This window comes from Microbacterium sp. MMO-20, assembly GCF_037147735.1.
GTDB lineage: Bacteria > Actinomycetota > Actinomycetes > Actinomycetales > Microbacteriaceae > Microbacterium.
This window is the reverse complement of record NZ_JBBCUU010000003.1, coordinates 166,120-189,076: the sequence shown is the minus strand read 5'-3', so window position 1 is coordinate 189,076 and position 22,957 is coordinate 166,120. Positions and strand designations below refer to the sequence as shown.

Sequence of the window (22,957 nt, the reverse complement as noted above, 5' to 3'; positions counted from 1 at the left end):
GGCCGTGTCCGCCCACTCTGTCACCCGGAACAGCCTGGAGGTCTGGGGCGACCCGATCGCTCACAGCCTGTCGCCGCGCCTGCACGCCGCCGCCTACCGCGAGCTCGGTCTGCCGTGGTCGTATGGGCGACGGCGCGTCGACGAGGCATCCTTCCCGGCGGAACTCGCGTCGCTCGGCGCCGAGTTTCGTGGACTCTCCCTCACCTACCCGTTGAAGGGCGTGGCGTACGACGCGGCGGTGGCGCGGGATCGTTTCGCGACGCTGACGGGCGCCGTCAACACGCTGGTCATGTCGGTCGACGGCCCGCACGGCTACAACACCGACGTGGCGGGGCTCGTCGCCGATCTGCGCGATCACGGGGCGAGCACGGTCGAGCGGGCGCGGATCGTGGGCGCGGGCGCGACGGCGACCTCGGCGCTCGTCGCCCTCGCCGACCTCGGCGCCCGCGAGGTCGAAGTGGTGGCGCGGCGGGCCGCGGCGGTGGAGCCCCTCGCCGCTCTCGGGGCGCGGATCGGCGTGACCGTGACAGGGTGCGATTTCGGAACGGCCCCGGCCGACGCGGTCTCCGTGACGCTGTCGACGCTGCCGGGCGGCGCCACGCTGCCCGATGGTGCGGGGAACAGCCTCGCGGCGGGAGGAGGAGTGCTCTACGACGTCGTCTACGGCACGTGGCCGACTCCGCTCGCGCTCGCGTGGGAGGCCGCCGGCGGCCGCGCGGTGAATGGGCTCGGCATGCTGCTGCACCAAGCGGTGCGTCAGGTCCGCATCTTCACCGCGGGAGACGCCGACCTGCCGCTCCCGGGCGAGGAGGCCGTCGTGGCCGTCATGCGCTCCGCGCTCATGGGAGACTAGGGGGATGCTCCGCGTGCTCACGGCCGGCGAATCGCACGGCCCCGAACTCGTCGCCTTCATGGAGGGTCTGCCGTCCGGCGTCCCGATCTCGCGAGCGGCCATCCAGGCCGACCTCGCGCGCCGCAAGCTCGGCTACGGCCGCGGCTCGCGGATGAAGTTCGAGGAGGATGAACTCACGATCTCCGCCGGTGTGCGTCACGGATTCTCCATCGGCAGCCCGATCGCGCTGCGCGTCGGGAACACCGAGTGGCCCAAGTGGGTCGAGGTCATGAGCGCCGAGCCCGTCGAGCTCACGGACCGCTCTCGCGGTCGCGGCGCCGCGCTGACCCGGCCGCGGCCCGGTCACGCCGATCTCGTCGGCATGCAGAAGTACGGCTTCGACGAGGCCCGCCCGATCCTCGAGCGCGCGAGTGCGCGCGAGACGGCGGCGCGTGTCGCGCTCGGAGCGATCGCGCGGTCCTTCCTCGGTGAGCTCGGTATCCGCCTCGTCTCGCACACCCTCTCGATCGGTCCTGTGCAGGTCCCGGGCGGTCGCCCCCTTCCGACGCCCGATGACGTCGATGCGCTGGATGCCGATCCGCTGCGCTGCTTCGACGGTGAGACCTCAGCGGCGATGGTCGCCGAGGTGGATGCCGCGAAGCGCGACGGGGACACCCTCGGCGGCATCGTGGAGGTCCTCGCGTACGGTCTTCCGCCGGGACTGGGTTCGCACGTGCAGTGGGACCGGCGCTTGGACGGACGCCTCGCGCAGGCGCTCATGTCGATCCAGGCGATCAAGGGCGTCGAGGTCGGAGACGGCTTCGAGACGACGCGTCGTCGGGGTTCGGCCGCGCACGACGAGCTGTTCGCGACAGACGAGGGCATCACGCGCTCGTCCGACCGCGCCGGGGGCACGGAGGGCGGCATGTCCACGGGCACCGTTCTGCGCGTTCGCGCCGGCATGAAGCCGATCGCCACCGTGCCGCACGCGCTGCGCACGATCGACGTCGCCAACGGAGAGGCCGCCACGGCCCACCACCAGCGCTCCGACGTGTGCGCCGTTCCGGCGGCGGGCGTCGTCGCCGAGGCGATGGTCGCGATCGTTCTCGCCGAGGCCGTGCTCGAGAAGTTCGGCGGTGACGCGATCGCCGAGACGCGGCGGAATCTGGAGTCCTACCTCGCGACGATTCCCGCGGCGCTCAAGAGCGCGTCGGACAGCGACGACGCGCTCGGATGACCGAGCGCGCGATCGTCCTCATCGGGCCGATGGGGGCGGGCAAGACGAGCGTCGGTCGGCGTGTCGCGCGTGCCCTCCACCGGCCGTTCGCCGACACCGACAAGATCGTCGTCCGCGACCATGGCCCGATTTCTGAACTGTTCGCGGTCCACGGTGAGCGGCATTTCCGCGCGCTCGAACGTGCTGCGGTGCGCGAAGCGCTGGCATCCGGGGGTGTCGTCGCTCTGGGCGGTGGGGCCGTCCTCGATGCCGACACCCGGGCGGATCTGCGCGCCCACCGCGTCGTGCTCCTGACGGTGCAGCCGCACGTCGTCGGTTCGCGCATCGGCGGGACCGATCGTCCGCTGCTGGCCGGTGAAGATCCGGTGGCGCGCTGGACCCGCATCTACGAGGAGCGCCGGGCGCTGTACGAGGAGGCGGCCGATCTCGCCCTCGACGCGTCGAGCGGTCCGCTGGCCGACATCGTCGCCCGAATCGTGCAGTGGGTCGGTCACGACGGTCGGGACGTCAACGAAGGAGAGCACTCGTGAGCGACACCACGATCATCCGCGTCGAGGGCGACGCCCCCTACGAGGTGCGCGTCGGCCGGGGCATCCTCGGCGACGTCGCCGCTGCGCTCCCGGAAGCGGCGCGCAAGATCCTCGTGGTGCACCCGCCGACGCTGACCACGCAGGCGACCGCGTTGCGCGACAGCCTCGTCGCCACGGGCGAGCGGCAGGTGCTCCTCGCCGAGATCCCCGACGCCGAGTCCGGTAAGCGGGTCGAGGTCGCGGCGTTCTGCTGGCAGGTCATGGGGCAGGCCGACTTCACCCGCACCGACGCCGTGGTGGGCTTCGGCGGGGGAGCGGTCACGGACCTGGCCGGCTTCGTCGCCGCAACGTGGCTGCGCGGCGTCGCCGTCGTCCAGGTGCCGACGACGGTGCTCGCGATGGTGGATGCCGCGGTCGGCGGCAAGACCGGGATCAACACCAACGAGGGCAAGAACCTCGTCGGCGCATTCTGGCCGCCGCGCGCGGTGATCTGCGATCTGGACCTGCTCGACTCGCTCAGCCGCAACGAGCGCGTCGCGGGATTCGCCGAAGTCGTGAAGGCCGGTTTCATCTGGTACCCCGAGATCCTCGATCTGATCGAGGCCGATCCCGAGGCGGCCGTCGATCCGCGCACACCGGCGTTCCGTCGCTGCATCGAGCTCGCGATCGAGATGAAGGCGCGCGTCGTGGGTGAGGACCTGCGCGAAGCGGGACTGCGCGAGGTGCTCAACTACGGGCACACGCTCGGCCACGCCATCGAGCACGCGGAGCGCTATCAGTGGCGCCACGGTGCGGCGATCTCGATCGGCATGCTCTTCGCGGCGGAGCTCTCCCGCCTCGCCGGGCGCCTCTCGGATGCTTCGGCGCAGCGTCACCGCGACATCCTCGAGAAGCTCGGACTTCCGACGAGCTATCGCGCCGGTGCGTTCTCGCAGCTGCTCGCCACGATGCAGCGCGACAAGAAGACCCGCGGCTCCATGCTGCGCTTCATCGTTCTCGATGAGATCGGTAAGCCCACGGTGCTGCAGGCGCCCGATGAGTCCCTTCTCTTCGCCGCGTACCAAGAGGTCGCCGCCGCCTGAACGCGCTCCAGTGCGCGGGCGCGCGCTCGTCGCCGCCACACGTTCCGCGCCGCAGGCGCAGGCGGGGCGCTGATAGGGTGCCGACCGTGACCATCCCGCGCCGCCTCCTGCTCGTCAACGGGCCCAACCTCAATCTGCTCGGCATCCGCGAGCCCGCGACCTACGGGCACGACACGCTCGCCGACGTCGAGAAGTCGGTCACGGAGGCCGCCGCCGCGCTCGGCTTCGAGGTGACGGCCGTGCAGAGCAATCACGAAGGCGTGCTGCTCGACGCCATCCACGCCGCGCGGACGACCTGCGCGGGAATTGTCATCAACCCGGGAGGTCTGACGCACACCTCCGTCGTGCTGCGCGACGCGCTCTCGGGGGTCGCTCTGCCCGTCGCCGAGGTGCACATCTCGAACGTCTACGAGCGCGAGGAGTTCCGTCATCACTCCTACGTGCACGACGTCGCCGCCGTCCACGTGATCGGCGAGGGCGTGGCGGGCTACGCGCGCGCGACGGCGCTGCTGATCGATGTCATCACGGGTGGCGCGGAGGGCTGAGCGCACGCCCCAGCGGCGCTGCGTGTCGCACGATCGGCGACGGGGGACAAGGGGGTGATGCGCTCCCGCGTCAGGGGACTATCGTCGCGCGCATGCGTCTTGGTCGAACATCCGCGGCAGCACCGCTCGCCGCCGCCCTCCTCGCCCTCGCTCTCGCCGCGTGCGCACCCGGCGCGCCCGAGCAGACGGCGTCGGCGAGAGCGCCGCGCGCCACGGCGGTCTCGCCGACCCATTCCGCCGCCGTCTCGTCGTCGCCCGCCGCTGCGGCGACCTCCGCTCCGAGCGCGGCCGACCTCGACGGCACGTGTTGTCGCGCCGCCGATCCGGCCACGTGCCTGACGATCGAATCCGGCAGCGCGACAGACGGCGCGACGGTCCGGGACGCCGGAGACGACGAGGGCGCCCCCTGCCTGACGGTCCTCATCGGCTCCGACGGAGGTTTCGTCGCCTGCTACTGCCCGAAGGGCGTGAGTTCGTCCATGCCGATCACGACGGATGCCGGGGCTGAGGTGAACCTCGACAACACCGCCTACGACCGGCTCTTCGTCACGCAGAACCCGCCCTACGTCGACACCTGGTACCGGGAAGGCGATCTGAGCGCCGCGTCGATGCGCTGATCCTCGCCCCTCGGACTGAGTGCACTCATTAATGAGTACAATCAGTATGTGAGCGAATCCCTCCCGCGTCGTGAGCGGAACATGGCCGATAAGAGCCGGCGCATTCTGAGCGCTGCCGCCGAGCTCTTCGACGAGCACGGATACGCGGGCGTCACGACCCAGCAGATCGCGGACCGTGCCGACGTCGCCGCCGGCACGGTGTTCCGCTACGCCGACAGCAAAGCGGAGCTGCTTCTTGCCGTCCTCAACGAGCGCATCGCAGCGGCGGTCGACGAGGGGGCGCGCGACGCGGCAACGGTCCCCGACCCCGTCGATGCCGTCGCGGCGCTCCTCGCGCCCCTCCTCCGGTCGGCGGCGCGGACGCCGCACGACACCGCCGTGTATCAGCGCGAGCTCATGTTCGGCGGCCGCGGCGAAGGCGGCGGCGAAGGCGGGAGCAGCGTCGGCCGCTATCGCCGCGAAGGCCTGCGTGTGATCGACGACCTCGAAGCGCGCATCGGCGAGATCATCGCACCGCTCGCGGCCGACGGTCCTGCTCGCGTCGCTGCGCGATCGATCTTCGCGGCCACGCACATCTTCCTCGTCCAGCCGAGCCTCGGGCTCGGGCACGACGCCGATCAGCTGCGCGCCCAGGTCGCGCAGATCGTCGCCGGCGCCCGGACAGAGGCCCCCGCGCACGCGGCCACCCCGCCGCGACGGCACGCAAGTGCACACGAAGGCGGCACCCCGCCAGAAGGAGAAGATCATGAGTGACATCACCACCGTCGCCGTGCTCGGCACGGGCGTTCTCGGATCGCAGATCGCGTTCCAGACCGCCTACAACGGCTTCCCGGTGATCGCGTACGACATCGATGATGCGGCGCTCGATGCGGCGAAGGAGCGATTCCAGCGACTCGTCGCGACCTACCGCGTCGAGGTGCCGGGTGGCGCCCGCGGCCGCGCCGACGAGGCTCTGGCCCGCATCACCACCACCTCCGACCTCGCTGAAGCGGCACAGGCCGACCTCGTCATCGAGGCGATCCCCGAGATCCTCGACCTCAAGCGCGCCACCTACGAGAAGCTCGGACAGCTGGCGCCCGCGCACACGATCTTCGCGACGAACTCCTCGACGCTTCTGCCGAGCGACCTCGCGGCGTCCACCGGCCGGCCCGAGCGCTTCCTCGCCCTGCACTTCGCGAACCGGGTGTGGAAGTTCAACACCGCCGAGATCATGGGCACCCCCGAGACGGCGCCCGAGGTGTTCGACGAGGTCGTGCGGTTCGCCGGCGACATCGGCATGGTGCCGATCCCGATCCACAAGGAGAAGGCGGGCTACGTGCTCAACACTCTCCTCGTGCCGCTGCTGAACGCGGCGATGGGACTCGCCGCCGGGGGCTACGCCGAGGTCGAAGACATCGACTGGACGTGGCGGATCGCCACCGGTGCGCCGCTCGGACCCTTCCAGATCCTCGACGTCATCGGGCTGAACACCCCGTACAACATCCTGACCCACGGCCCGGAGGGCGATCCGGAGATCGCCGCCTGGCTCAAGGAGAACTACATCGACAAGGGCAGGACGGGCGTCGGCACGGGCGAGGGCTTCTACTCCTACGCCTGATCGGAGGCGCGGCGGAGCGCGTGGGCTAAGATCGACTGTCGGCCGCCTGCCCGCGCGCACGCCGCCTCCTCGAACCTCACGAACGGAAACTCCACACTCATGGCATCCACCGCAGACATCAAGAACGGCGTCGTCCTCAACATCGACGGACAGCTCTGGAGCGTCGTGGAATTCCAGCACGTCAAGCCCGGCAAGGGCGGCGCGTTCGTGCGCACCAAGCTGAAGAACGTGCTCACCGGCAAGGTCGTCGACCGCACGTTCAACGCGGGCGCCAAGGTCGAGATCGAGAGCGTCGACCGCCGCGACTTCACCTACCTCTACAACGACGGCGACAGCTTCGTCTTCATGGACGTCGACAACTACGACCAGCTGTCGGTGGGGGCTGCGACCGTCGGCGACGCCGCGAACTTCCTGCTGGAGAACCAGCAGGTGCAGATCGCGCTCAACAACGAGAACCCGCTGTACGTCGAGATGCCCGCCTCGGTGGTCCTCGAGATCACGTACACCGAGCCGGGCCTCCAGGGCGACCGCTCGTCGGCCGGCACGAAGCCCGCGACCGTCGAGACCGGCTACGAGATCCAGGTGCCGCTGTTCGTCGAGCAGGGCACGAAGGTCAAGGTCGACACCCGCACGGGCGACTACCTCGGCCGCGTCAACTGACGCGGCGCTGACGCATGAGCGCACGCTCCAAGGCGCGCAAGCGCGCCCTCGACATCCTCTACCAGTCCGACATCCGCGGCGATGAGCTCGCGGTGACCCTCGCCGCCGAGGCGAAGCGCGCCGCGAGCGAGCCGGCGCGCGAAGCGTCCTGGCTGTACGCGCGCGAGATCGTCGACGGCGTCATCGACAACCAGGATGCGATCGACGAGCAGATCGTGACGCACGCGCGTGACTGGAAGCTCGAGCGGATGCCGGCGGTGGATCGCGCGATCCTGCGCATCGGCGTGTGGGAGATCCTCTACAACGACGAAGTTCCGACGGCGGTCGCTATCGACGAGGCGGTGGAACTCGCCAAGGAGTTCTCCACCGACGACTCGGGTTCGTTCGTCCACGGCGTGCTCGCGCGCATCGACCGCGCCGGCTGACCTCTACGTCCGCCTGATCACCGAGTCGACGGTCAGGGCAGCGCGTCGAACACGCCGCCCGCGATCTCGAGGGCGTCGCCTCCGACGCCCATGAGGTCGCCGACCGCGAACCCGATCTCGACGAGTCCACCGAGCGCGTCGGCGATCTGGAGCAGATCGAGAGTGCTGGCGGCGACCTCGCCGAGCGCGCTCAGGCTCGTGGCATCCATCTCGTCGTAGGCGATCTTCAGGTGCGCGAGCCATTCGCGTTCGACGCCGAACACGACCGCCCACGGCAGCAGCTTCTCATCGAGGAGGTAGGTCTCCACGGGGCCCGGCCGCGACAGCGCGCCGGTCGGCGACTGCAGCACGCGGAGGCGGTCCGCCTCGGCGAGGGTCAGATACTGCCGGAGCCCGTCCAGGTGCGTTCGACGTGAGTCGGCCTCGGCGGTGGGCACGCGCCGCTCGCCCGGCGGGATCACGCACAGGGCGACGACGAGCAGGACCACCGCGGCGAAACAGGCGGCTCCCGGCATCCAGGCACCCGCGACGAGGGTGAGCGCGGCGGCCGGGACGGCGATCATGAGGAGGAGCACCGCGGCGACCCGCACCGTCAACCGCGCGCGGGTGCCACGCGGGCGCAGCAGTCCCCGGCGCGTAAGCGCGGCGGCGCGCCGGTCGACGTACGCGCGCACGCGGCGACCGACGGCGCGGCGGTCTTTCGAGAACCGGCGCAGGCGCTCGCGGGGATGGCCCGGGCCGAACAAGGCTTCGAGCAGCTCGGTCTGGGCGGACGTCAGCGCGACGCCCTCGACGAGCTCCACGCCCACCGCGATGCGACCGCGCGGGCCCGTGTCGGCAACGAGGCGTACCGCTCCTGTGGTCGCGAGTTGGAGGAGCCCCGCCGCGACGGCGCGTCGCTCCCGACCGACGAGAATCGCGTCGTCGACGACATCAGCCGATCGCTCCGCCGATGCGAACGGGGTGAATTCCGCGATGAGCGAGCGCGGCAGCGCTGTTGCGCGAACGCGCGCGACGAGAGCGCACGCGAGCAGAACGGCGCCGAGGAGGGCGAGCGCGGTCGCGATGGGCACCCGCCCAGTGTAGGGACGGCAGGATGGATTCCATGGATTCCTGGCGCGCTGTGCTGTTGCCGACCGCGCCCGAGCCCGCGCAGCAGCTCGCGCTCGGCGTCGAGTTGCGCGTGCGCGAATCGGCCGCGGCGGCGCACTGGGGCGCACGTCGCGTGCGCGCGGCGACGCCTCGGGATCTTTCGAGGGAGGATGCCGGGGCGGAACTACTCGTCGGCCTCCGCCCGCTCTCGCGCCGCGAGCAGTCCGGGTCGTGGGCGCGCACCGGCGTCTCTTGGGATCTGCTGCGTCGCGGCGGCGGGGCGTTCTCTCGAGCGCAACGCGAGTGGTTCGTCGAGCTCTACGGCATCGCGCACGACGCCCGCCTGCTCGCGGGCCCGCGCGATGACTCCAACTGGGTCACCCTCGACGCCGTCACGTCGCCCCTCGTCTGGAAACACCTGGACGCGGCGCCCGCCCGCGCGATCCCTGTCGTTCCGGCGGGCAAGGGGCAGGTCGTGCAGCTCGCGACGCCGGCGACCGCCGCCGTGCGCGTGCGCCCTGCGGCGCGGGGCGCGCTGCGACTCGAGGCCGAGATCACGATCGGGGAGACAATACTCGATACTCGTACGGTGCATCCCGTCGGCCGCTCGGGTCTGTACGCCGCGCGGGCGGCGCGCGATGGCATCCACCTCACCCTCGCCGCCGCCGACCTCGGCGACGGCGTCCGCGCGCTGCTGGCTGCGCCCGACGGCCTCGTCGTGCCCGCCGCCGATGTCCCCGCCTTCGCGCGCGAAGCTTTTCCACGGCTGGAACGGGAGAACACGATCCTTCTGGCGCCCGGGGCGACGCTCCCCGAGCCCGAGCCCACCACGCTCGTCGTGACGATCGTGTTCGGGACCGGAGACACGCTGGCTTACCGCCTGGAGTGGCTGCGTGACGGCGTCGATCGCGAGCCGTGGAGCATGCAGCGGTCCGGTGATCTCGTGGAGGAGGATCTCCGGGTCGCCGTCGCCGAAGCGTGGGGACGAGCGTCCGACGTCCCGTTCGCCGCTTCGTCGGACCTCGAGGGGGTGGATGCCGCGGAGTTTGCCGCACTCATCCTTCCCGCCCTGGAGGAGCGCGAGCACGTCCGCGTGGAAACACGCGGGCGCCGGCGCGAGTACCGCGAGCTGCGCGGCGACCCGCGCATCACGGTGAAAACAGTGGAGAGCCCGGACCCTGACTGGTTTGACCTCGGCGTGCTCGTCGAGATCGACGGGCGCAGCATCCCCTTCACTCCGCTGTTCACCGCGCTTGCTCTGCGCAGGAAGAAGCTCCTCCTCGTCGACGGCAGCTACTTCTCGCTTGCGCACCCCGCGCTCGCGCGCCTGCGCGACCTGATCGACGAGGCCGCCGAGCTCGCCGAGTGGCAGACCGGGCCGCGCATCAGCCGCTACCAGGTACCGCTGTGGGAGGCGTTCGAAGACCTCGCCGACGAGGCACAGCCCGCGGTCGCGTGGCGCGCCGCCGTCGCGGCGCTGCGTGAGAGCGCGCCCGGCGAGCGCACGCCCGTGCCCGACGGGCTCAATGCGCACCTTCGGCCCTACCAACGGGACGGACTCGATCGCCTGGCGCTCTGGTGGCGGTACGGTGTGGGCGGCATCCTCGCGGACGACATGGGCCTCGGCAAAACGCTGCAGGTGCTCGCGCTCTTCGCGCACGCGCGCGCCGCCGAGGCGGCAGGCGACAGCGACGGAGGCGACGACGGCAGCGGTGCACGGCGACCATTCCTCGTCCTGGCGCCGACGTCGGTGATGGACACGTGGCGGTTGGAGGCGGCGCGATTCGCGCCGGATCTGCGCATTCACGTCCAGGATGCCACGCTGCGCAAGACCGGGACGCGGCTGGAGGCGCTCGACGCCGACGTCGTCGTGGCCTCCTACGGGCTGCTCCGCCTCGACGAAGACGCCTACGCGGCGCGGGCGTGGGGCCTCGTCGTCCTCGACGAGGCGCAGTTCGTGAAGAATCCCGCGACGCGCCAGTACCGCGCCGTGCAGCGGCTGCGTGCCGACAGCGTGATCGCCGTCACCGGGACCCCGCTCGAGAACTCGCTGACCGAGCTGTGGGCGCTCCTGTCGCTCACGTGTCCGGGCCTGTTCGCGTCGGCGCGCCGGTTCCGCGAGGACTACGTGAAGCCGATCGAGCGCGGCAAGGTTCCGGAGAACGAGGAGGGCTCGGACTACCGCGCCGCGCGCCTCGCGCGGCTGCGCGCGCGCCTACGCCCGTTCGTCCTGCGGCGCACGAAAGAGCTCGTCGCACCGGAGCTGCCGCCGCGACAGGAGCAGGAGCTGCGGATCGAGCTGAGCGCCGCGCACCGCGCGATCTACGACACCACGCTGCAGCGTGAGCGACAGAAGGTGCTGGGGCTGCTCGACGATCTCGATCGCCATCGCTTCATCGTCTTCCGCTCGCTGACGCTGCTGCGCCGACTGGCGCTTTCACCGTTGCTGATCGACGTGGGGGATGCCGCAGGCGCGCACTCCCGCAGCATCCGCTCGGCGAAGCTCGAGGCGCTGCGGGAGCGCCTCGTCGAACTCGCGGCGGAGGGGCACCGCGCGCTCGTGTTCAGTCAGTTCACGTCGTTCCTCGACCTTGTGCGCGCTGACCTGGATGCGCACGGCATCGCGTACGCGTACCTGGACGGCTCCACGCGGCGGCGTGCAGAGGTCGTCGAAGCGTTCCGCGGCGGGGAGGCTCCGGTGTTCCTCATCAGCCTCAAAGCGGGCGGGTTCGGGCTCACGTTGACGGAGGCCGACTACGTCTTCCTCCTCGATCCGTGGTGGAACCCCGCCGCCGAGGCGCAAGCTGTCGATCGCACGCACCGGATCGGACAGACGCGGCCCGTCACGGTCTACCGGCTGATCGCGAGCGGAACGATCGAAGAGAAGGTGCTCGCCCTGCAACAGCGCAAGGCGCGCCTCTTCCGCGCGGTCGTGGGGGACGACGATGCGCTGGCTCGGGCCCTGACGGCGGAAGACATTCGGGGGCTGCTCGAGCCCTGAGCGCCGTGCACGCGGACGGGCTATTCCCGGCCCGCCGCCAGGATCGTTCGCCAGCCGCCGCGTAGACTCGTCGTCGCTCGTCGCCCGCCCCTGCAGGAGGTCACCCATGCGCATCACAGGACTCGGCCACGCCGGCATGTTCATCGAGACGACCGGTGGTTCGATCCTTTGCGACCCGGTGATCGGGCCGAGCTTCTTCGGTTCGTGGTTCCCCTTCCCCGACAATCGTGGCCTCGACTGGGAGCGATTCGGCAAAGCGGACTTCCTGTACATCTCGCACCGGCACCGCGATCACTTCGACCCCGCGCTGCTGGAGCGGTACGTGCCGAAGGACGTCCGCGTGCTCCTGCCGGCTTACCCGACGGACGACCTCGAGGTCGACATCCGCGCGCTGGGGTACGAGAACATCGTCTACACCCAGCCGGGCGAGGTCCTCGAGTACGACGGGGGCCTGAAGATCATGGTGACACCGCTGCGCGCGCCGAGCGACGGCCCCATCGGCGACTCGTCGCTGTCGGTGGACGACGGGACGGCATCGATCCTCAACCAGAACGACTCGCACCCCCTCGACCTCGAGAAGCTGCTGAGCTTCTCGAAGCCCGACGCGTACTTCACGCAGGTGTCCGGCGCCATCTGGTGGCCCATGGTCTACGACCTCGAGCTCGAGGCGAAGCAGAACTTCGCGCAGCTCAAGCGCGACGCGCAGAACAAGCGCGCGATGTACTACATCGAGAAGGTCGACGCCGCGCACGTCTTCCCAATGGCGGGACCGCCGATGTTCCTCCGCGAGGACCTCTTTCGCTACAACGGCCTGGGTCTCGACAACGAGTCGATCTTCACCGACCAGCGCCAGTTCCTCTCGCACATGCGCGACGTGCGGCCGGAGCAGAAGGGCTACGAGTTCGTCCCCGGCACGCAGGTCGACCTCGACGGCGGTGACGTGACGGTGACGCAGACGCTCTACACGCCCGCGGAGATCGACCACATCTTCGACGAGAAATGGGAGTACCTGGCATCCCAGCGCGACTCCCGCCAGGGCGAGGTCGAGGCCGAGATCGCGCGGCGTGCGCCCGTTCTGCCGCCCGAGGAGATGCTCGCGGCGATCAAGGAATGGTGGGAGCCGCTGCTGCGCAGGGCGCGCACGATCCGAATGGGCGTCGGCGGCAACGTACGGTTCCGCATCGGCGAGCTCGACATGATCGTCGACTTCCCGAAGGCCAAGGTCCGCGAGTACGCGGGGGAGGAGTGCATCTACTGGTACACGATCCCCGCTGACCTCGTCTCGACGAACATCCGCGACCACGAGATCGACTGGTCGAACTCGATCTTCCTGTCGATGCAGTTCGAGGTGGGGCGTTCGGGCAAGTTCAACGAGTTCCTGACGACGTTCCTGAAGTGCCTGTCGCGCGACCGGATCGAGTACGTCGAGAACTGGTACGCCGAGCAGTCGGACCAGACCGAGGATGCCGAGATCGACGGCTGGACCGTGCAGCGCCGCTGCCCCCACCTGCGCGCGGACCTCACGAAGACCGGCAAGATCGAGGACGGCGTGCTCACCTGCGCGCTGCACGACTGGAAGTGGGACCTCGCGTCCGGCCAGTGCCTGACGACCCCGGGGCACCCGATCCGGTCGTCGCGCGTCGTGGAGACCGCGTCCAGCGCCGTCGGTGGTTGAGTAGCCGCCGCAGGCGGCGTATCGAAACCACGGGTGCGCGAGATCACGTCCGCAGCACGAGCTGCTTCAGCCGCACCCGCGATGTCGTGACCGCCCGCCACCGGTGGTCGCCGCCGTGCCACGGTGGGGCTTTGACCTCGGGCACCCCGGTATTCATCCGGATCTGCCAGCCGATCCGCTCGAGGAACCGGTGGTGGTACCAGCAGAGCAGCACCCCATTGTCGGTGTGGGTGGGCCCACCGCGGGCGTGTTCGGTGACGTGGTGGATCTCGCACCAGCCGGCCGGCGTGCCGCAGCCCGGAATGACGCAGCCGCCGTCGCGCAGGGCGATCGCGCGGCGCTGGTGCCGATTGAAGACGCGCTCCTCGGTGCCGATCGCGACGATGCGCCCGTCGTCGCCGCTCACGATGCGCTGGATGACGCCGCCGCACGCGATGTGCCGGGCGACCGCGCCGCTCACAGGCTGGTCGCAGCCGTCTGCGTGGGCGTAGCCGGTACCGGATGCAAGGTCGCTGGCGGTGACCGAGACGACGAGGGTGGGCGCGTGCCCGCCGATCGTGGGCAGCCGGCCGCTGGATGCCGCGACGCCGAGAACCGCCGCGAGCGCATCGTGCTGCTTCTGCCCGCGCGTGCGGTCATCGATCGCGGGCAAGGGCAGCAGGTCGCCCTTCTCGTCGAGGGCGAACGGGTCGTCGAACTGCACCGACGGCGCGAGCTGCGCGTCGAAGATGGTCTGCAGCTGAGCCGCCACCTCGGGCAGCAGCAGCCCGCGGGCGGGCACGCCGTGCGCGGTCGGCGTGCCGAGCACGAACGAGCGCTTGCGGATCGCCGCGCGCTCGCGCGGCTCGGCGCCGTCCTGATCGAGGGCGATCGACCACGTCTGCGCGTGGATCGCGAGCACCGTGGCGCAGGCGGGCGGCGCGCCGTCGGGTCCTTCGCCGCGGGCCTCGGCGACGACGACGTCGGCGGCCGCCTGCCGCGCCTCGGCCGACACCCGCGGCACGGTCTCGGCAAGCGGTCCCGTGATCGCGAGGATGCCGTCGACTCCGATCACCCCATCGATCATCGCCGTCCGGACGGACGGGAAGTCCGCCTCGAGGAGTTCGCCCGTCATGTCCGAGACGGCCGGCCGCACGGCCTTCGCCGCCCGCTGCCACCGCGCGGCGGTCGCGGCCGAGACCCGCGCGGTCTCTTCGATCAGTTCGGTGACGCTGCGGCATCCGAGGTGTGACGTCATCCGCTCGTCACGGACGCCCGTCTCGGAGCGCCGCATGACCTCGCCCGTCGCGTCGACCAGCAACGCCTCGACGAGGCGCTGGATGCCGCCGAGCGCGCTCAGCTGCGCCGCGAGCTCGTTCTCGGTCGCCCGCTGCAGGGCCCACGCCGACCCGCATTCCGCGACGAGCGCCGCGACCTGCGACTGCAGGTCTGCGAGGGGCTGCGACAGAACGTCCATACCGTCAATTCTGCCGAGGGGGTCCGACACTGCGACTCGGAAAACAGCAGGTCCACGCTCGAAAACGGCTGTCGAAGATGAGAGTTCCCTCATCCTCGCAGATCCCGCTCCCATAGAGTGGGAGCAGTCTGTCCCGCGCTCTCCTCGAAGGCCCTCCGTGCTCAATCACGCCACGTTCATCTGGAACGCCGCCGACATCCTGCGCGGCACGTACAAGCAGCATCAGTACGGCGACATCATCCTGCCGTTCACGGTGTTGGCGCGGCTCGATGCGGTGCTCGCGCCGACGAAGCAGGCGGTGCTGGCGGCATCCGCGGGGTATGGGCCCGACATCGAGCCGCCGCAGGCCATGCTTCGGGCCAAGGCTGGGCACGCTTACTCGTTCTGGAACCGCAGCCGCCACGACCTGGCGTCCCTCTCGGGAGACCCCGACAACCTCGAGAAGAACCTGCGCGACTACGTGCGCGCGTTCTCGCCGAACGTGCGCGACATCTTCGAGAAGTACAAGTTCGACGAGGCGATCACCGACCTGTCGATGCACGATCTGCTGCTGCAGGTGCTGCAGCACTTCGCGAAGGTGAATCTGCATCCGGATGCCGTCAGTAACGAGCAGATGGGGCACATCTTCGAGGAGCTGATCCGCAAGTTCGCCGAGGCGAGCAACGAGACCGCGGGTGAGCACTTCACTCCGCGCGAGGTGATCGAGCTGATGGTGTCGCTTCTCGTCGAAGGCGACGAGAGCCTGATGACGCCGGGGATCGTGCGCGAGGTCTACGACCCGACGGCGGGGACGGGCGGCATGCTGTCGGTCGCCGCCGACCGCATCCACGGTCACAACGCGAAGGCCCAGGTGAATCTGCTGGGGCAGGAGATCAACCCGGCGTCGTACGCGATCTGCAAGGCAGACATGGTCGTCAAGGGGCAGCCGATCGAGAACATCGTGCTCGGGAACACGCTCACCGATCCGGCGTTCGAGGGCAGGACGTTCCATTACGGGCTCTCGAACCCGCCGTTCGGCGTCGACTGGAAGCAGTTCCGCGCGCAGATCGAGACCGAGCACAAGGTCGCCGGCTTTGCGGGACGGTTCGGTGCGGGGCTGCCGCGCGTGAGCGACGGGTCGCTGCTGTTCCTCATGCACCTCATCTCGAAGCTCCGCGAGCCGAAGCCGGGGGAGGATGCCGCCGTCGCCGGCCGCGGTGCGATTGTGCTGAACGGCTCGCCGCTGTTCACCGGCGGGGCGGGGTCCGGGGAGTCGAACATCCGCAAGTGGATTCTCGAGTCGGACTACCTCGAGGCGATCGTCGGGCTGCCGACCGACATGTTCTACAACACCGGTATCGCGACGTACGTGTGGGTGCTCAACAAAGACAAGCCGGCTCGCCGGCGCGGACGCGTGCAGCTGATCGACGCGACCGGCATGTACGAGAAGATGCGCAAGTCGATCGGGTCGAAGCGGCGGGTGCTGTCGGAGGATCACATCACCGAGATCACGCGCCTGTTCACCGCGTTCGAAGAGTCGAAGCACTCCAAGATCTTCCGCACCACCGACTTCTTCTACCGCACGATCACCGTCGAGCGACCGCTGCGCCTGAACTACGCACTCGCGGCTGAGCGCGTCGAGAAGGCCCTCGCTTCGCGCCCCGTGCAGAAGTGGGATGCCGCGCTGCGCACCGCCCTCGCCGCCGCCGCAGTCCGGTGGTCGAGTAGCTCGCGCAGCGAGCGTATCGAGACCACGCGAGCAGCCTTCACGACTCACCTGGCCGCCACCCTGACCGCCGCCGACATCACCCTGACCCCCGCGCAGCTGAAGACCCTTGTCTCCGAGCTCGGCGAGCCCGACGACGAGGGCGAGCTGGTGACTTCGGCGGGCAAGCCGGTGGCGGATGCCGCCCGCCGCGATAGCGAGAACGTGCCGTGGGACGAGGACATCCACGAGTACCTCGACCGCGAGGTGAAGCCCTTCGTCCCGGATGCCTGGATCGATGAGTCCAAGACCAAAGAGGGCGCCGAGATCCCGTTCACCCGGCACTTCTACGAGTACGTTCCGCCGCGGCCCCTCGAAGAGATCGACCGCGACCTCGACGAGGTGCTCGGGCGCATCCGCGTCCGGCTCGAGGCGGTCAAGGCGTGAAGTTCCCTACGAAGCGGCTTCGATACCTCGCGAAGGTCGTCAACGGTGGCACCCCATCCGTGGACGCTGACAACTGGAACGGAGCGATACCCTGGGCTACTCCCGTGGACCTGGGGCGAGTGAATGGTGCGACTTTGACGAGCACCGAGCGTACGTTGACCATGAAAGGCGCACTCAACGGCTCCGCTATGGTGCCTGCCGGTTCCGTCATACTCTCCACGCGCGCTCCGATTGGCTACACGGCCGTCGCGAATATGGCCACGGCCTTCAATCAGGGTTGCAAAGCACTCGTTCCCGCCGCGAGCGCCGACGGCCGCTTCCTTCGCTACTCCATTGAGGCAACGACGGCGGCCCTCGTCGCACTCGGCCGCGGATCCACGTTTCTCGAAGTGAACTCTCGTGACCTTGCTGCTCACCGAGTGCCGACCGCTCCGATTGAGACTCAGCGGGAGATCGCACACTACCTCGACCACGAGACCGCCGAGATCGACGCCTTCATCGCCGACCTCCTACACTCACGGGTGCTCACCATCGAGCGAACCCGGTCGTTTGCCTCGTTCCAGATCGAGCGAGGTGCGGCCAGCGCTACTTCCGAATCGATTCTGAGCCACGTGATCGACGTCAATGCGGGACAGATTGATCCGCTCGTCGATCACTATGCAGATCTGCCTCTGATCGCCCCGAACCACATTGAGTCGCGCACAGGTCGTCTGCTCTACCTTGAATCCGCGCGTGACCAGGGCGCCATCAGTGGGAAGTACAAGGTTCGGGCGGGTCAAGTGCTGTACTCCAAGATTCGCCCAGCCCTGATGAAGGCGACGATCGCACCGTGCGACTCGCTCTGCGCCGCCGACATGTACGCCATGGATGCCCGGCCTGTTTGGCTGAGCAACGACTACCTCTTGGAGTATCTTCTCAGCGACAGGTTCGAGCAGTATGCGGTGACGATGTCCGATCGCGTCGCGATGCCTAAGCTGAATCGGGACGCATTGGGGCGCGCTCCGATTCGGATACCATCGGCCGACATCCAGGCGCGAGCTGTGTTGGCGATCAAGATTTCGCGGCGGGCGCAATTCGACGCGATCGCCGACATCGACGCCGCAATCGCCCTCGCGAAGGAGAGGCGTGCGGCGCTGATAACGGCCGCAGTGACCGGCCAGATTGATGTCACGACGAAGCAGAAGCCCGCCGTCGACCGCATTCAGACTGCCATCCAAGAGGGGCGCTGAGCGCGGCAACGACGGAGGTCGCCCGCGGGCGGTACGCTGTTTGCATGCAAACATCGCCCGATATCGACGTGGCTTACACCACGCCGATCTACTCGCAAAGCGAGGCGGCGCGGATCGTCCAAGCACCGGCGACCTCGTTCACGCGGTGGGCACAGGGCCACCGTTTCAAGCAGCGCCAAGAAGGGCGGTGGGGCTCGAGCCCGGCGCTTCTCACGGGTGTGCGACCGGGTCGAGGAGTGACCGTCCCCTTCACCGCCCTCGCCGAGGGCTTCATCGTCGAATCGTTCCGCCGTGCCGGGCTCCCCATGGCCCGGATCCGGCCAGCCGTCGAAGTCCTCCGTGAGGAGATTGGGCTGGAGAAAGCGCTGCTCAGCGAAAGGCTCATGACCGATGGTGCCGAGATCCTCTACCGTAACGGCGAGGGCGACCTCGTCGTGGTGCGCAATCATCAAGGGGTCTTCAACGAAGTTGTCAGGGAGTTCTTGAAGAGCATCACGTACCGCGACGGCTTCGTCAGCGTCATCCATCTCCCCGCTTTCGAGGCCGTTGACGTCGTCGTCGACCCGCACCGCAACTCGGGCCAGCCAACGGTCGATCGCGTCGGCGTCGGCGTCGAAGACATCCTCAGCCGAGTACGCGCAGGGGAACCGTTGGCCGAGGTGGGCGATGACTTCGGACTGACCGCGCGCGAACTTCGGTCGCTGATCATCCAGGCCGCGTGAGATGGGCGCAGCGAGATTTCTGCTAGACCGATCACTCGGTCAGCGAAAACTCGTTGCGCGACTGCGAGATGCCGGCTGGGAGGCGACGACTCTCGCGGAACTGTTCGGGGACGATCGCGCCCAACGAATGAGCGATCAGGAGTGGATCAGTGAAGGAACACAGCGCGGGTTCGTGCTCATGGCTAAGGATCACCGCGTTGCCAGCCGTCCCCTTGAGGCGAGAGCGATTTATATGAGCGACGCGCGGGTCGTCGCATACGCGCGCGGCGATCTCACTGCAGATCAAATGGGGGACCCATGCATGAAATACTCAACCGGGATTCACCGGCTGGCGGCGGTTCAGGCGCCTTTCGTCTTCTCGTTAGCGCAGCACGGTCTCCGACGAAAGCGGTTGAACTGGCCGATCTGACGGGGGGGCGGGGCTCGCCATGCCGATAGCGTGAGGGCATGCTGGGCAGGATCGACGTCAGTGGTTTCGATACGCGCGCTGCGCGCGCTACTCAACCACCGGAGGGTGGCGCGACGCGCGCTACTCAGTTGCCGGAGGGTCGGGCTGGGCGCGCTCCTCAGCGACCGGCGCAGACGAGCGAGGAGTCGCGATGAGCACGCAGTACGCCGAGACCGAGTTTCAGAAGCTCATCGTCGCCCACCTCGCGGCGCACAGGTGGGCGGTCGGTACGTCCGATCGCTACGACCGCGAGCGTGCGCTCTACCCCGATGATGTCTTCGCGTGGCTCGCGCTCGACGACGAGAAGAACCTGCGCAAGATCGTCGCCGGCGACGACGACGCGAGAGGCCGTACGCGCGTGCTGGATCGGCTGGCGGCGTCCCTCGCGGCCAAGGAGAGCGACGGCGGCGGCACCCTCACCGTCCTGCGGAAGGGCTTCGACGTCGTGGGCGCCAAGCGCTTCCGCATGATCCAGCTGCCGCCCGCCGACGACCGCAACCCCGCGATGACGGCCCTATACGCGCAGACGATCCTGCGGGTCGTGCCCGAGCTGCGCTACTCGACCAAGAAGGGCGACCGTCTTGACCTCGCGTTCTTCGTCAACGGCATCCCCGTTGCGACCGTCGAGATCAAGACCAACTTCGCGCAGAGCCTCAGCGCCGCGATTGCGCAGTACAAGCACGACCGCCATCCACAGGGCGAGCCGCTGCTCACCGCCGGGCGCGGAGCCCTCGTGCACTTCGCGCTCACCCAGGACAAGATCGCGATGACCACCAAGCTGCAGGGCGAGGCGACCTCGTTTCTGCCGTTCAACCGTGGACACGACGGTGGGGCCGGCAACCCCCCGAACGGTGACAAGCCGCGCACGGCGTACTTCTGGGAAGACGTGCTCGACCGTGACGCGTGGCTGCAGATCCTTACCAAGTTCGTCTACACGAACCACGAGAAGCAGACCGACCCGCTCACCGGAAAGGTCACGACGCGCACGCAGATCCGCTTCCCTCGGTTCCACCAGTGGCGCGCCGTCACGGCCCTCACCGCCGCCGCGCGCGCCGACGGATCCGGCCTGAAGTACCTGATCCAGCACTCTGCCGGGTCGGGCAAGACCGACTCGATCGCATGGACGGCGCATCGCCTGGCATCGCTCCACACACCCGCGGGGGAGAAGGTCTTCGATTCGGTCATCGTCATCGCGGACCGGCAGGTGCTCGACCGGCAATTGCAGGATGCGGTCGACCAGCTTGTGACCGTCACCGGCACCTTCCAGGCGATCACGCGCGGCTCGGAAGGCTCGAAGACCACCCAACTTGCCACAGCGCTGGCCTCCGGCGTGCCGATCATCGGCGTGACGCTGCAGACCTTTCCGCACGCGCTGAAGCAGATCCGCGAGAAGGGGGGCGTGCTCGCGGGCAAGCGGTTCGCGGTCATCGCTGACGAGGCGCACTCGTCGCAGACCGGCGCTGCCGCGAAGGCGGTCAAAGACCTGCTCTACCTCGGGGAATCCGTCGACGTCGACGACGAACCCGGCGCCGACCAGGATGCCCTCGTCGCGATGGCGTCGCACGCCGACGACGACCGGCGCATCAGCTTCTTCGCCTTCACGGCAACACCGAAAGCGAAGACCCTTGAGCTCTTCGGCACGCCGGGCTCTGACAGCAAGCCGCACCCCTTCGACCTGTACTCGATGAAACAGGCGATCGAGGAGGGATTCATCCTCGACGTGCTGCGCAACTACACGACGTACGACATGGCAGCCCGCATCGCGAAGCGCGCTGCGAAAGGCACCGACGAGGCCAACGGCGACGAGATCGACGTGCGCACCGGCACCCGCGCGCTCATAGGCATGGTCGAACTGCACCCCACCAACGTCGCCTCGAAGGTGTCGGAGATCATCACGCACTTCCGTGAGGTTGTGCAGCCGCAACTCGGCGGGCGCGCGAAGGCGATGATCGTCACCTCGTCGCGTGCGGCGGCGGTGCGCTATGCGCGTGCGTTCGAGAAGCTCGCCGCGGAGCGAAACCTGCCACTCCGGGCTCTCGTCGCCTTCTCGGGTGAGGTGCCCGACCCCGACGTCACCGCTCTGCCCGGAGTCGCCCAAAAGGTCGTGACCGAGGCATCCCTGAACCCCTCCCTCAAGGGACGCGACCTCGCCGACGTCTTCGCCCAGCCCGACCACCACGTGCTGATCGTCGCGAACAAATACCAGACCGGGTTCGATCAGCCGCTGCTCGTCGCGATGTACGTCGACAAGCAGCTGTCGGGCATTGCAGCCGTCCAGACCCTGTCGCGCCTGAACCGCACGACTCTCGGCAAGACCGAGACCTACGTGCTCGACTTCGTCAACGACCCGGCGATCATCCAGGCCGCGTTCCAGGAGTACTACGAAGAGGCGCGCATCGAGACCGCGTCCGACCCCGACCTCGTCCTGAACCTCGTGAACAAGCTCGACGCGATCGGTGTCTTCACGTGGGCCGAGGTCAATCAGGTCTGGGCCGACTGGACGACTCTCTCGGGTGCCGCAGGTGCGGCGCACAACGCACTGTCGGCGCACCTCGATCCGGCGGTCGATCGCTTCTCCGCACGCTGGCTCGCGGCGAGCGACGACGAGGAGCGCGAGCGCCTCATCGACTTCCGTGCGACCCTCTCGCAGTACGTCACCCTGTACGCGTTCTTCTCCCAGGTGCTCCACTTCGGCGACCCGCGCTACGAAAAGCTCTCCGTCTTCGCCGACCTCCTCGCTCGGCGCCTCCGGGCCCTCGATGACGGAGGGAGCAGCGAGGTCGTCGACGTCTCGGACGTTGTGCTTACGCACTACAAGCTCGAGAAGCTCAAGCAGGAAGACATCGCGCTGACCGCCGGCGATGCCGAAGGACTGCGAGGTATCACCGAGGCCGGCATGGCGGCGCTCCGCGAAAAGGAACGAGCTTCGACATCCGAGCTCATTGAGAAGGTCAACAGATACCTCGGCGACCTCGACGCGAAAGACGAGTACAAGGTCGGACTCATCGAGACGCTCCTCGCCGAGGCAGCGGAAGACGCCGGGCTCGCCGAGCAGGCGAAGAACAACACCGTCGTTGACTTCGCGAATTCTCCCGCCCTGCGCATCGTGCTCTCCGATGCGCTCTGGCAGCACGAGAATGCCAGCGCTGAGGTGATCGCGGCGGCGCGGAGGATGAGCGAGGCTGACCTCGTGCAGATGATGATCGAATGCGGCCTGTACGAGCGGCTCCGCGCTCGGCCGGCGAGTTGAGCACGCCATGAAGATCACCCCTCTGGATCTCGCCGACATCTTCGTCTACGTCGTCGTCTTGAACCTCGTGGCGCAGTTCTTCCCGGGCGTCGTGAGCGAGAGCTTCGCCACGTCGCTGCTGACCGCGATCATGCTCAAGGGCGTGCTCGAGGTCGTGCTCCTGGTCAAGAAGTCGGTGCTCTCGCGTCTGCGCGCGGCATCCCGGCCGCTCCAGCGAGCGACCTCGATCGCGATGCTCGTGCTGATCCTGCCCGGCAGCAAATTCGTCCTCCTCTGGCTCGAAGACCTCCTGTTCGGCGACGCCGTCAGCCTCGGCGGCTTCTGGTCGGTCACCCTCCTCGTCTTCGCGTTGACCGGTGCGCGCGCGGGTGTGCGGGCGCTCTTCGTCCGGTAGGCTGGAATGCGATACACCCGCAACCTTTAACCCC

The 22,957-nt window shown here is 68.8% G+C and carries 20 protein-coding genes; 18 read left to right on the top strand and 2 right to left on the bottom strand.

What is annotated here, in order from left to right; genetic code table 11:
- The first annotated feature begins 4 nt into the window (after nt 1–4).
- The 10 genes from WFI52_RS06865 to nusB all read left to right on the top strand — a co-directional run bounded on the left by WFI52_RS06865 (nt 5) and on the right by nusB (nt 7,525).
- Nucleotides 5–853 (top strand): shikimate dehydrogenase, encoded by an 849-nt coding sequence (locus tag WFI52_RS06865; protein WP_336626263.1) that lies wholly within the window; start codon nt 5–7, stop codon nt 851–853.
- Nucleotides 854–857: 4 nt separating this feature from the next.
- Entirely contained in the window at nt 858–2,069 is a 1,212-nt protein-coding gene (gene aroC, locus WFI52_RS06860) for a chorismate synthase (protein ID WP_336626262.1), read from the top strand.
- Nucleotides 2,066–2,599 carry a shikimate kinase gene (locus WFI52_RS06855; protein WP_336626261.1) on the top strand — a complete coding sequence of 178 codons (534 nt, stop codon included), beginning with the start codon at nt 2,066–2,068 and terminating at the stop codon, nt 2,597–2,599. The genes aroC and WFI52_RS06855 overlap by 4 nt, the downstream gene beginning before the upstream one ends.
- Nucleotides 2,596–3,681, top strand: coding sequence for a 3-dehydroquinate synthase (gene aroB / locus WFI52_RS06850; protein ID WP_336626260.1), 1,086 nt, complete (start codon nt 2,596–2,598; stop codon nt 3,679–3,681). Before WFI52_RS06855 ends, aroB begins: the two co-directional genes overlap by 4 nt.
- 86 nt (nt 3,682–3,767) lie before the next feature.
- Entirely contained in the window at nt 3,768–4,226 is a 459-nt protein-coding gene (gene aroQ, locus WFI52_RS06845) for a type II 3-dehydroquinate dehydratase (RefSeq protein WP_336626259.1), read from the top strand.
- A gap of 92 nt (nt 4,227–4,318) precedes the next feature.
- On the top strand, nt 4,319–4,843 hold the full coding sequence (locus WFI52_RS06840; RefSeq protein ID WP_336626258.1) for a hypothetical protein: 525 nt from the start codon (nt 4,319–4,321) through the stop codon (nt 4,841–4,843).
- Between the two features lie 48 nt (nt 4,844–4,891).
- The gene (locus tag WFI52_RS06835) at nt 4,892–5,596 is read left to right on the top strand and encodes a TetR/AcrR family transcriptional regulator (RefSeq protein ID WP_336626257.1); all 705 of its coding nucleotides are present in this window, start codon (nt 4,892–4,894) and stop codon (nt 5,594–5,596) included.
- A complete protein-coding gene (locus WFI52_RS06830) occupies nt 5,589–6,440 on the top strand; it encodes a 3-hydroxyacyl-CoA dehydrogenase (RefSeq protein ID WP_336626256.1) in 852 nt (283 codons plus the stop codon). The genes WFI52_RS06835 and WFI52_RS06830 overlap by 8 nt, the downstream gene beginning before the upstream one ends.
- Before the next feature lie 99 nt (nt 6,441–6,539).
- Nucleotides 6,540–7,100 carry an elongation factor P gene (gene efp, locus WFI52_RS06825; RefSeq protein WP_336626255.1) on the top strand — a complete coding sequence of 187 codons (561 nt, stop codon included), beginning with the start codon at nt 6,540–6,542 and terminating at the stop codon, nt 7,098–7,100.
- 14 nt (nt 7,101–7,114) lie between these two features.
- Complete coding sequence (gene nusB, locus WFI52_RS06820) at nt 7,115–7,525, top strand: transcription antitermination factor NusB (RefSeq protein ID WP_336626254.1); 411 nt, start codon at nt 7,115–7,117, stop codon at nt 7,523–7,525.
- Nucleotides 7,526–7,557: 32 nt separating this feature from the next.
- Here the strand turns inward: nusB and WFI52_RS06815 are convergent, their stop codons facing one another.
- Nucleotides 7,558–8,598 (bottom strand): DUF2207 family protein, encoded by a 1,041-nt coding sequence (locus tag WFI52_RS06815; RefSeq protein WP_336626253.1) that lies wholly within the window; start codon nt 8,596–8,598, stop codon nt 7,558–7,560.
- A 32-nt stretch (nt 8,599–8,630) separates the two neighbouring features.
- Between WFI52_RS06815 and WFI52_RS06810 the strand changes: the two genes are divergently transcribed.
- Both WFI52_RS06810 and WFI52_RS06805 read left to right on the top strand, forming a co-directional pair.
- Nucleotides 8,631–11,618, top strand: a complete 2,988-nt coding sequence (locus WFI52_RS06810; RefSeq protein ID WP_336626252.1) for a DEAD/DEAH box helicase — start codon at nt 8,631–8,633, stop codon at nt 11,616–11,618.
- A 106-nt stretch (nt 11,619–11,724) separates the two neighbouring features.
- Nucleotides 11,725–13,293: a Rieske 2Fe-2S domain-containing protein gene (locus WFI52_RS06805; RefSeq protein ID WP_336626251.1), complete on the top strand. Its 1,569-nt coding sequence runs from the start codon at nt 11,725–11,727 to the stop codon at nt 13,291–13,293.
- Between the two features lie 43 nt (nt 13,294–13,336).
- Here WFI52_RS06805 and WFI52_RS06800 read toward each other — a convergent pair whose 3' ends face one another.
- Nucleotides 13,337–14,749: an HNH endonuclease signature motif containing protein gene (locus tag WFI52_RS06800; RefSeq protein ID WP_336626250.1), complete on the bottom strand. Its 1,413-nt coding sequence runs from the start codon at nt 14,747–14,749 to the stop codon at nt 13,337–13,339.
- A gap of 157 nt (nt 14,750–14,906) precedes the next feature.
- Between WFI52_RS06800 and WFI52_RS06795 the strand changes: the two genes are divergently transcribed.
- The 6 genes from WFI52_RS06795 to WFI52_RS06775 all read left to right on the top strand — a co-directional run bounded on the left by WFI52_RS06795 (nt 14,907) and on the right by WFI52_RS06775 (nt 22,923).
- Nucleotides 14,907–16,880, top strand: coding sequence for a type I restriction-modification system subunit M (locus tag WFI52_RS06795; protein WP_336626249.1), 1,974 nt, complete (start codon nt 14,907–14,909; stop codon nt 16,878–16,880).
- Nucleotides 16,877–18,109 carry a restriction endonuclease subunit S gene (locus tag WFI52_RS06790; RefSeq protein WP_336626248.1) on the top strand — a complete coding sequence of 411 codons (1,233 nt, stop codon included), beginning with the start codon at nt 16,877–16,879 and terminating at the stop codon, nt 18,107–18,109. Before WFI52_RS06795 ends, WFI52_RS06790 begins: the two co-directional genes overlap by 4 nt.
- 44 nt (nt 18,110–18,153) lie before the next feature.
- The gene (locus tag WFI52_RS06785; RefSeq protein WP_336626247.1) at nt 18,154–18,831 is read left to right on the top strand and encodes a DUF433 domain-containing protein; all 678 of its coding nucleotides are present in this window, start codon (nt 18,154–18,156) and stop codon (nt 18,829–18,831) included.
- Nucleotide 18,832: 1 nt separating this feature from the next.
- Complete coding sequence (locus tag WFI52_RS14185; protein ID WP_442927714.1) at nt 18,833–19,240, top strand: hypothetical protein; 408 nt, start codon at nt 18,833–18,835, stop codon at nt 19,238–19,240.
- A gap of 190 nt (nt 19,241–19,430) precedes the next feature.
- Nucleotides 19,431–22,529: a type I restriction endonuclease subunit R gene (locus WFI52_RS06780; protein ID WP_336626246.1), complete on the top strand. Its 3,099-nt coding sequence runs from the start codon at nt 19,431–19,433 to the stop codon at nt 22,527–22,529.
- Nucleotides 22,530–22,536: 7 nt separating this feature from the next.
- Nucleotides 22,537–22,923 carry a hypothetical protein gene (locus WFI52_RS06775; protein WP_336626245.1) on the top strand — a complete coding sequence of 129 codons (387 nt, stop codon included), beginning with the start codon at nt 22,537–22,539 and terminating at the stop codon, nt 22,921–22,923.
- Nucleotides 22,924–22,957: the final 34 nt, after the last annotated feature.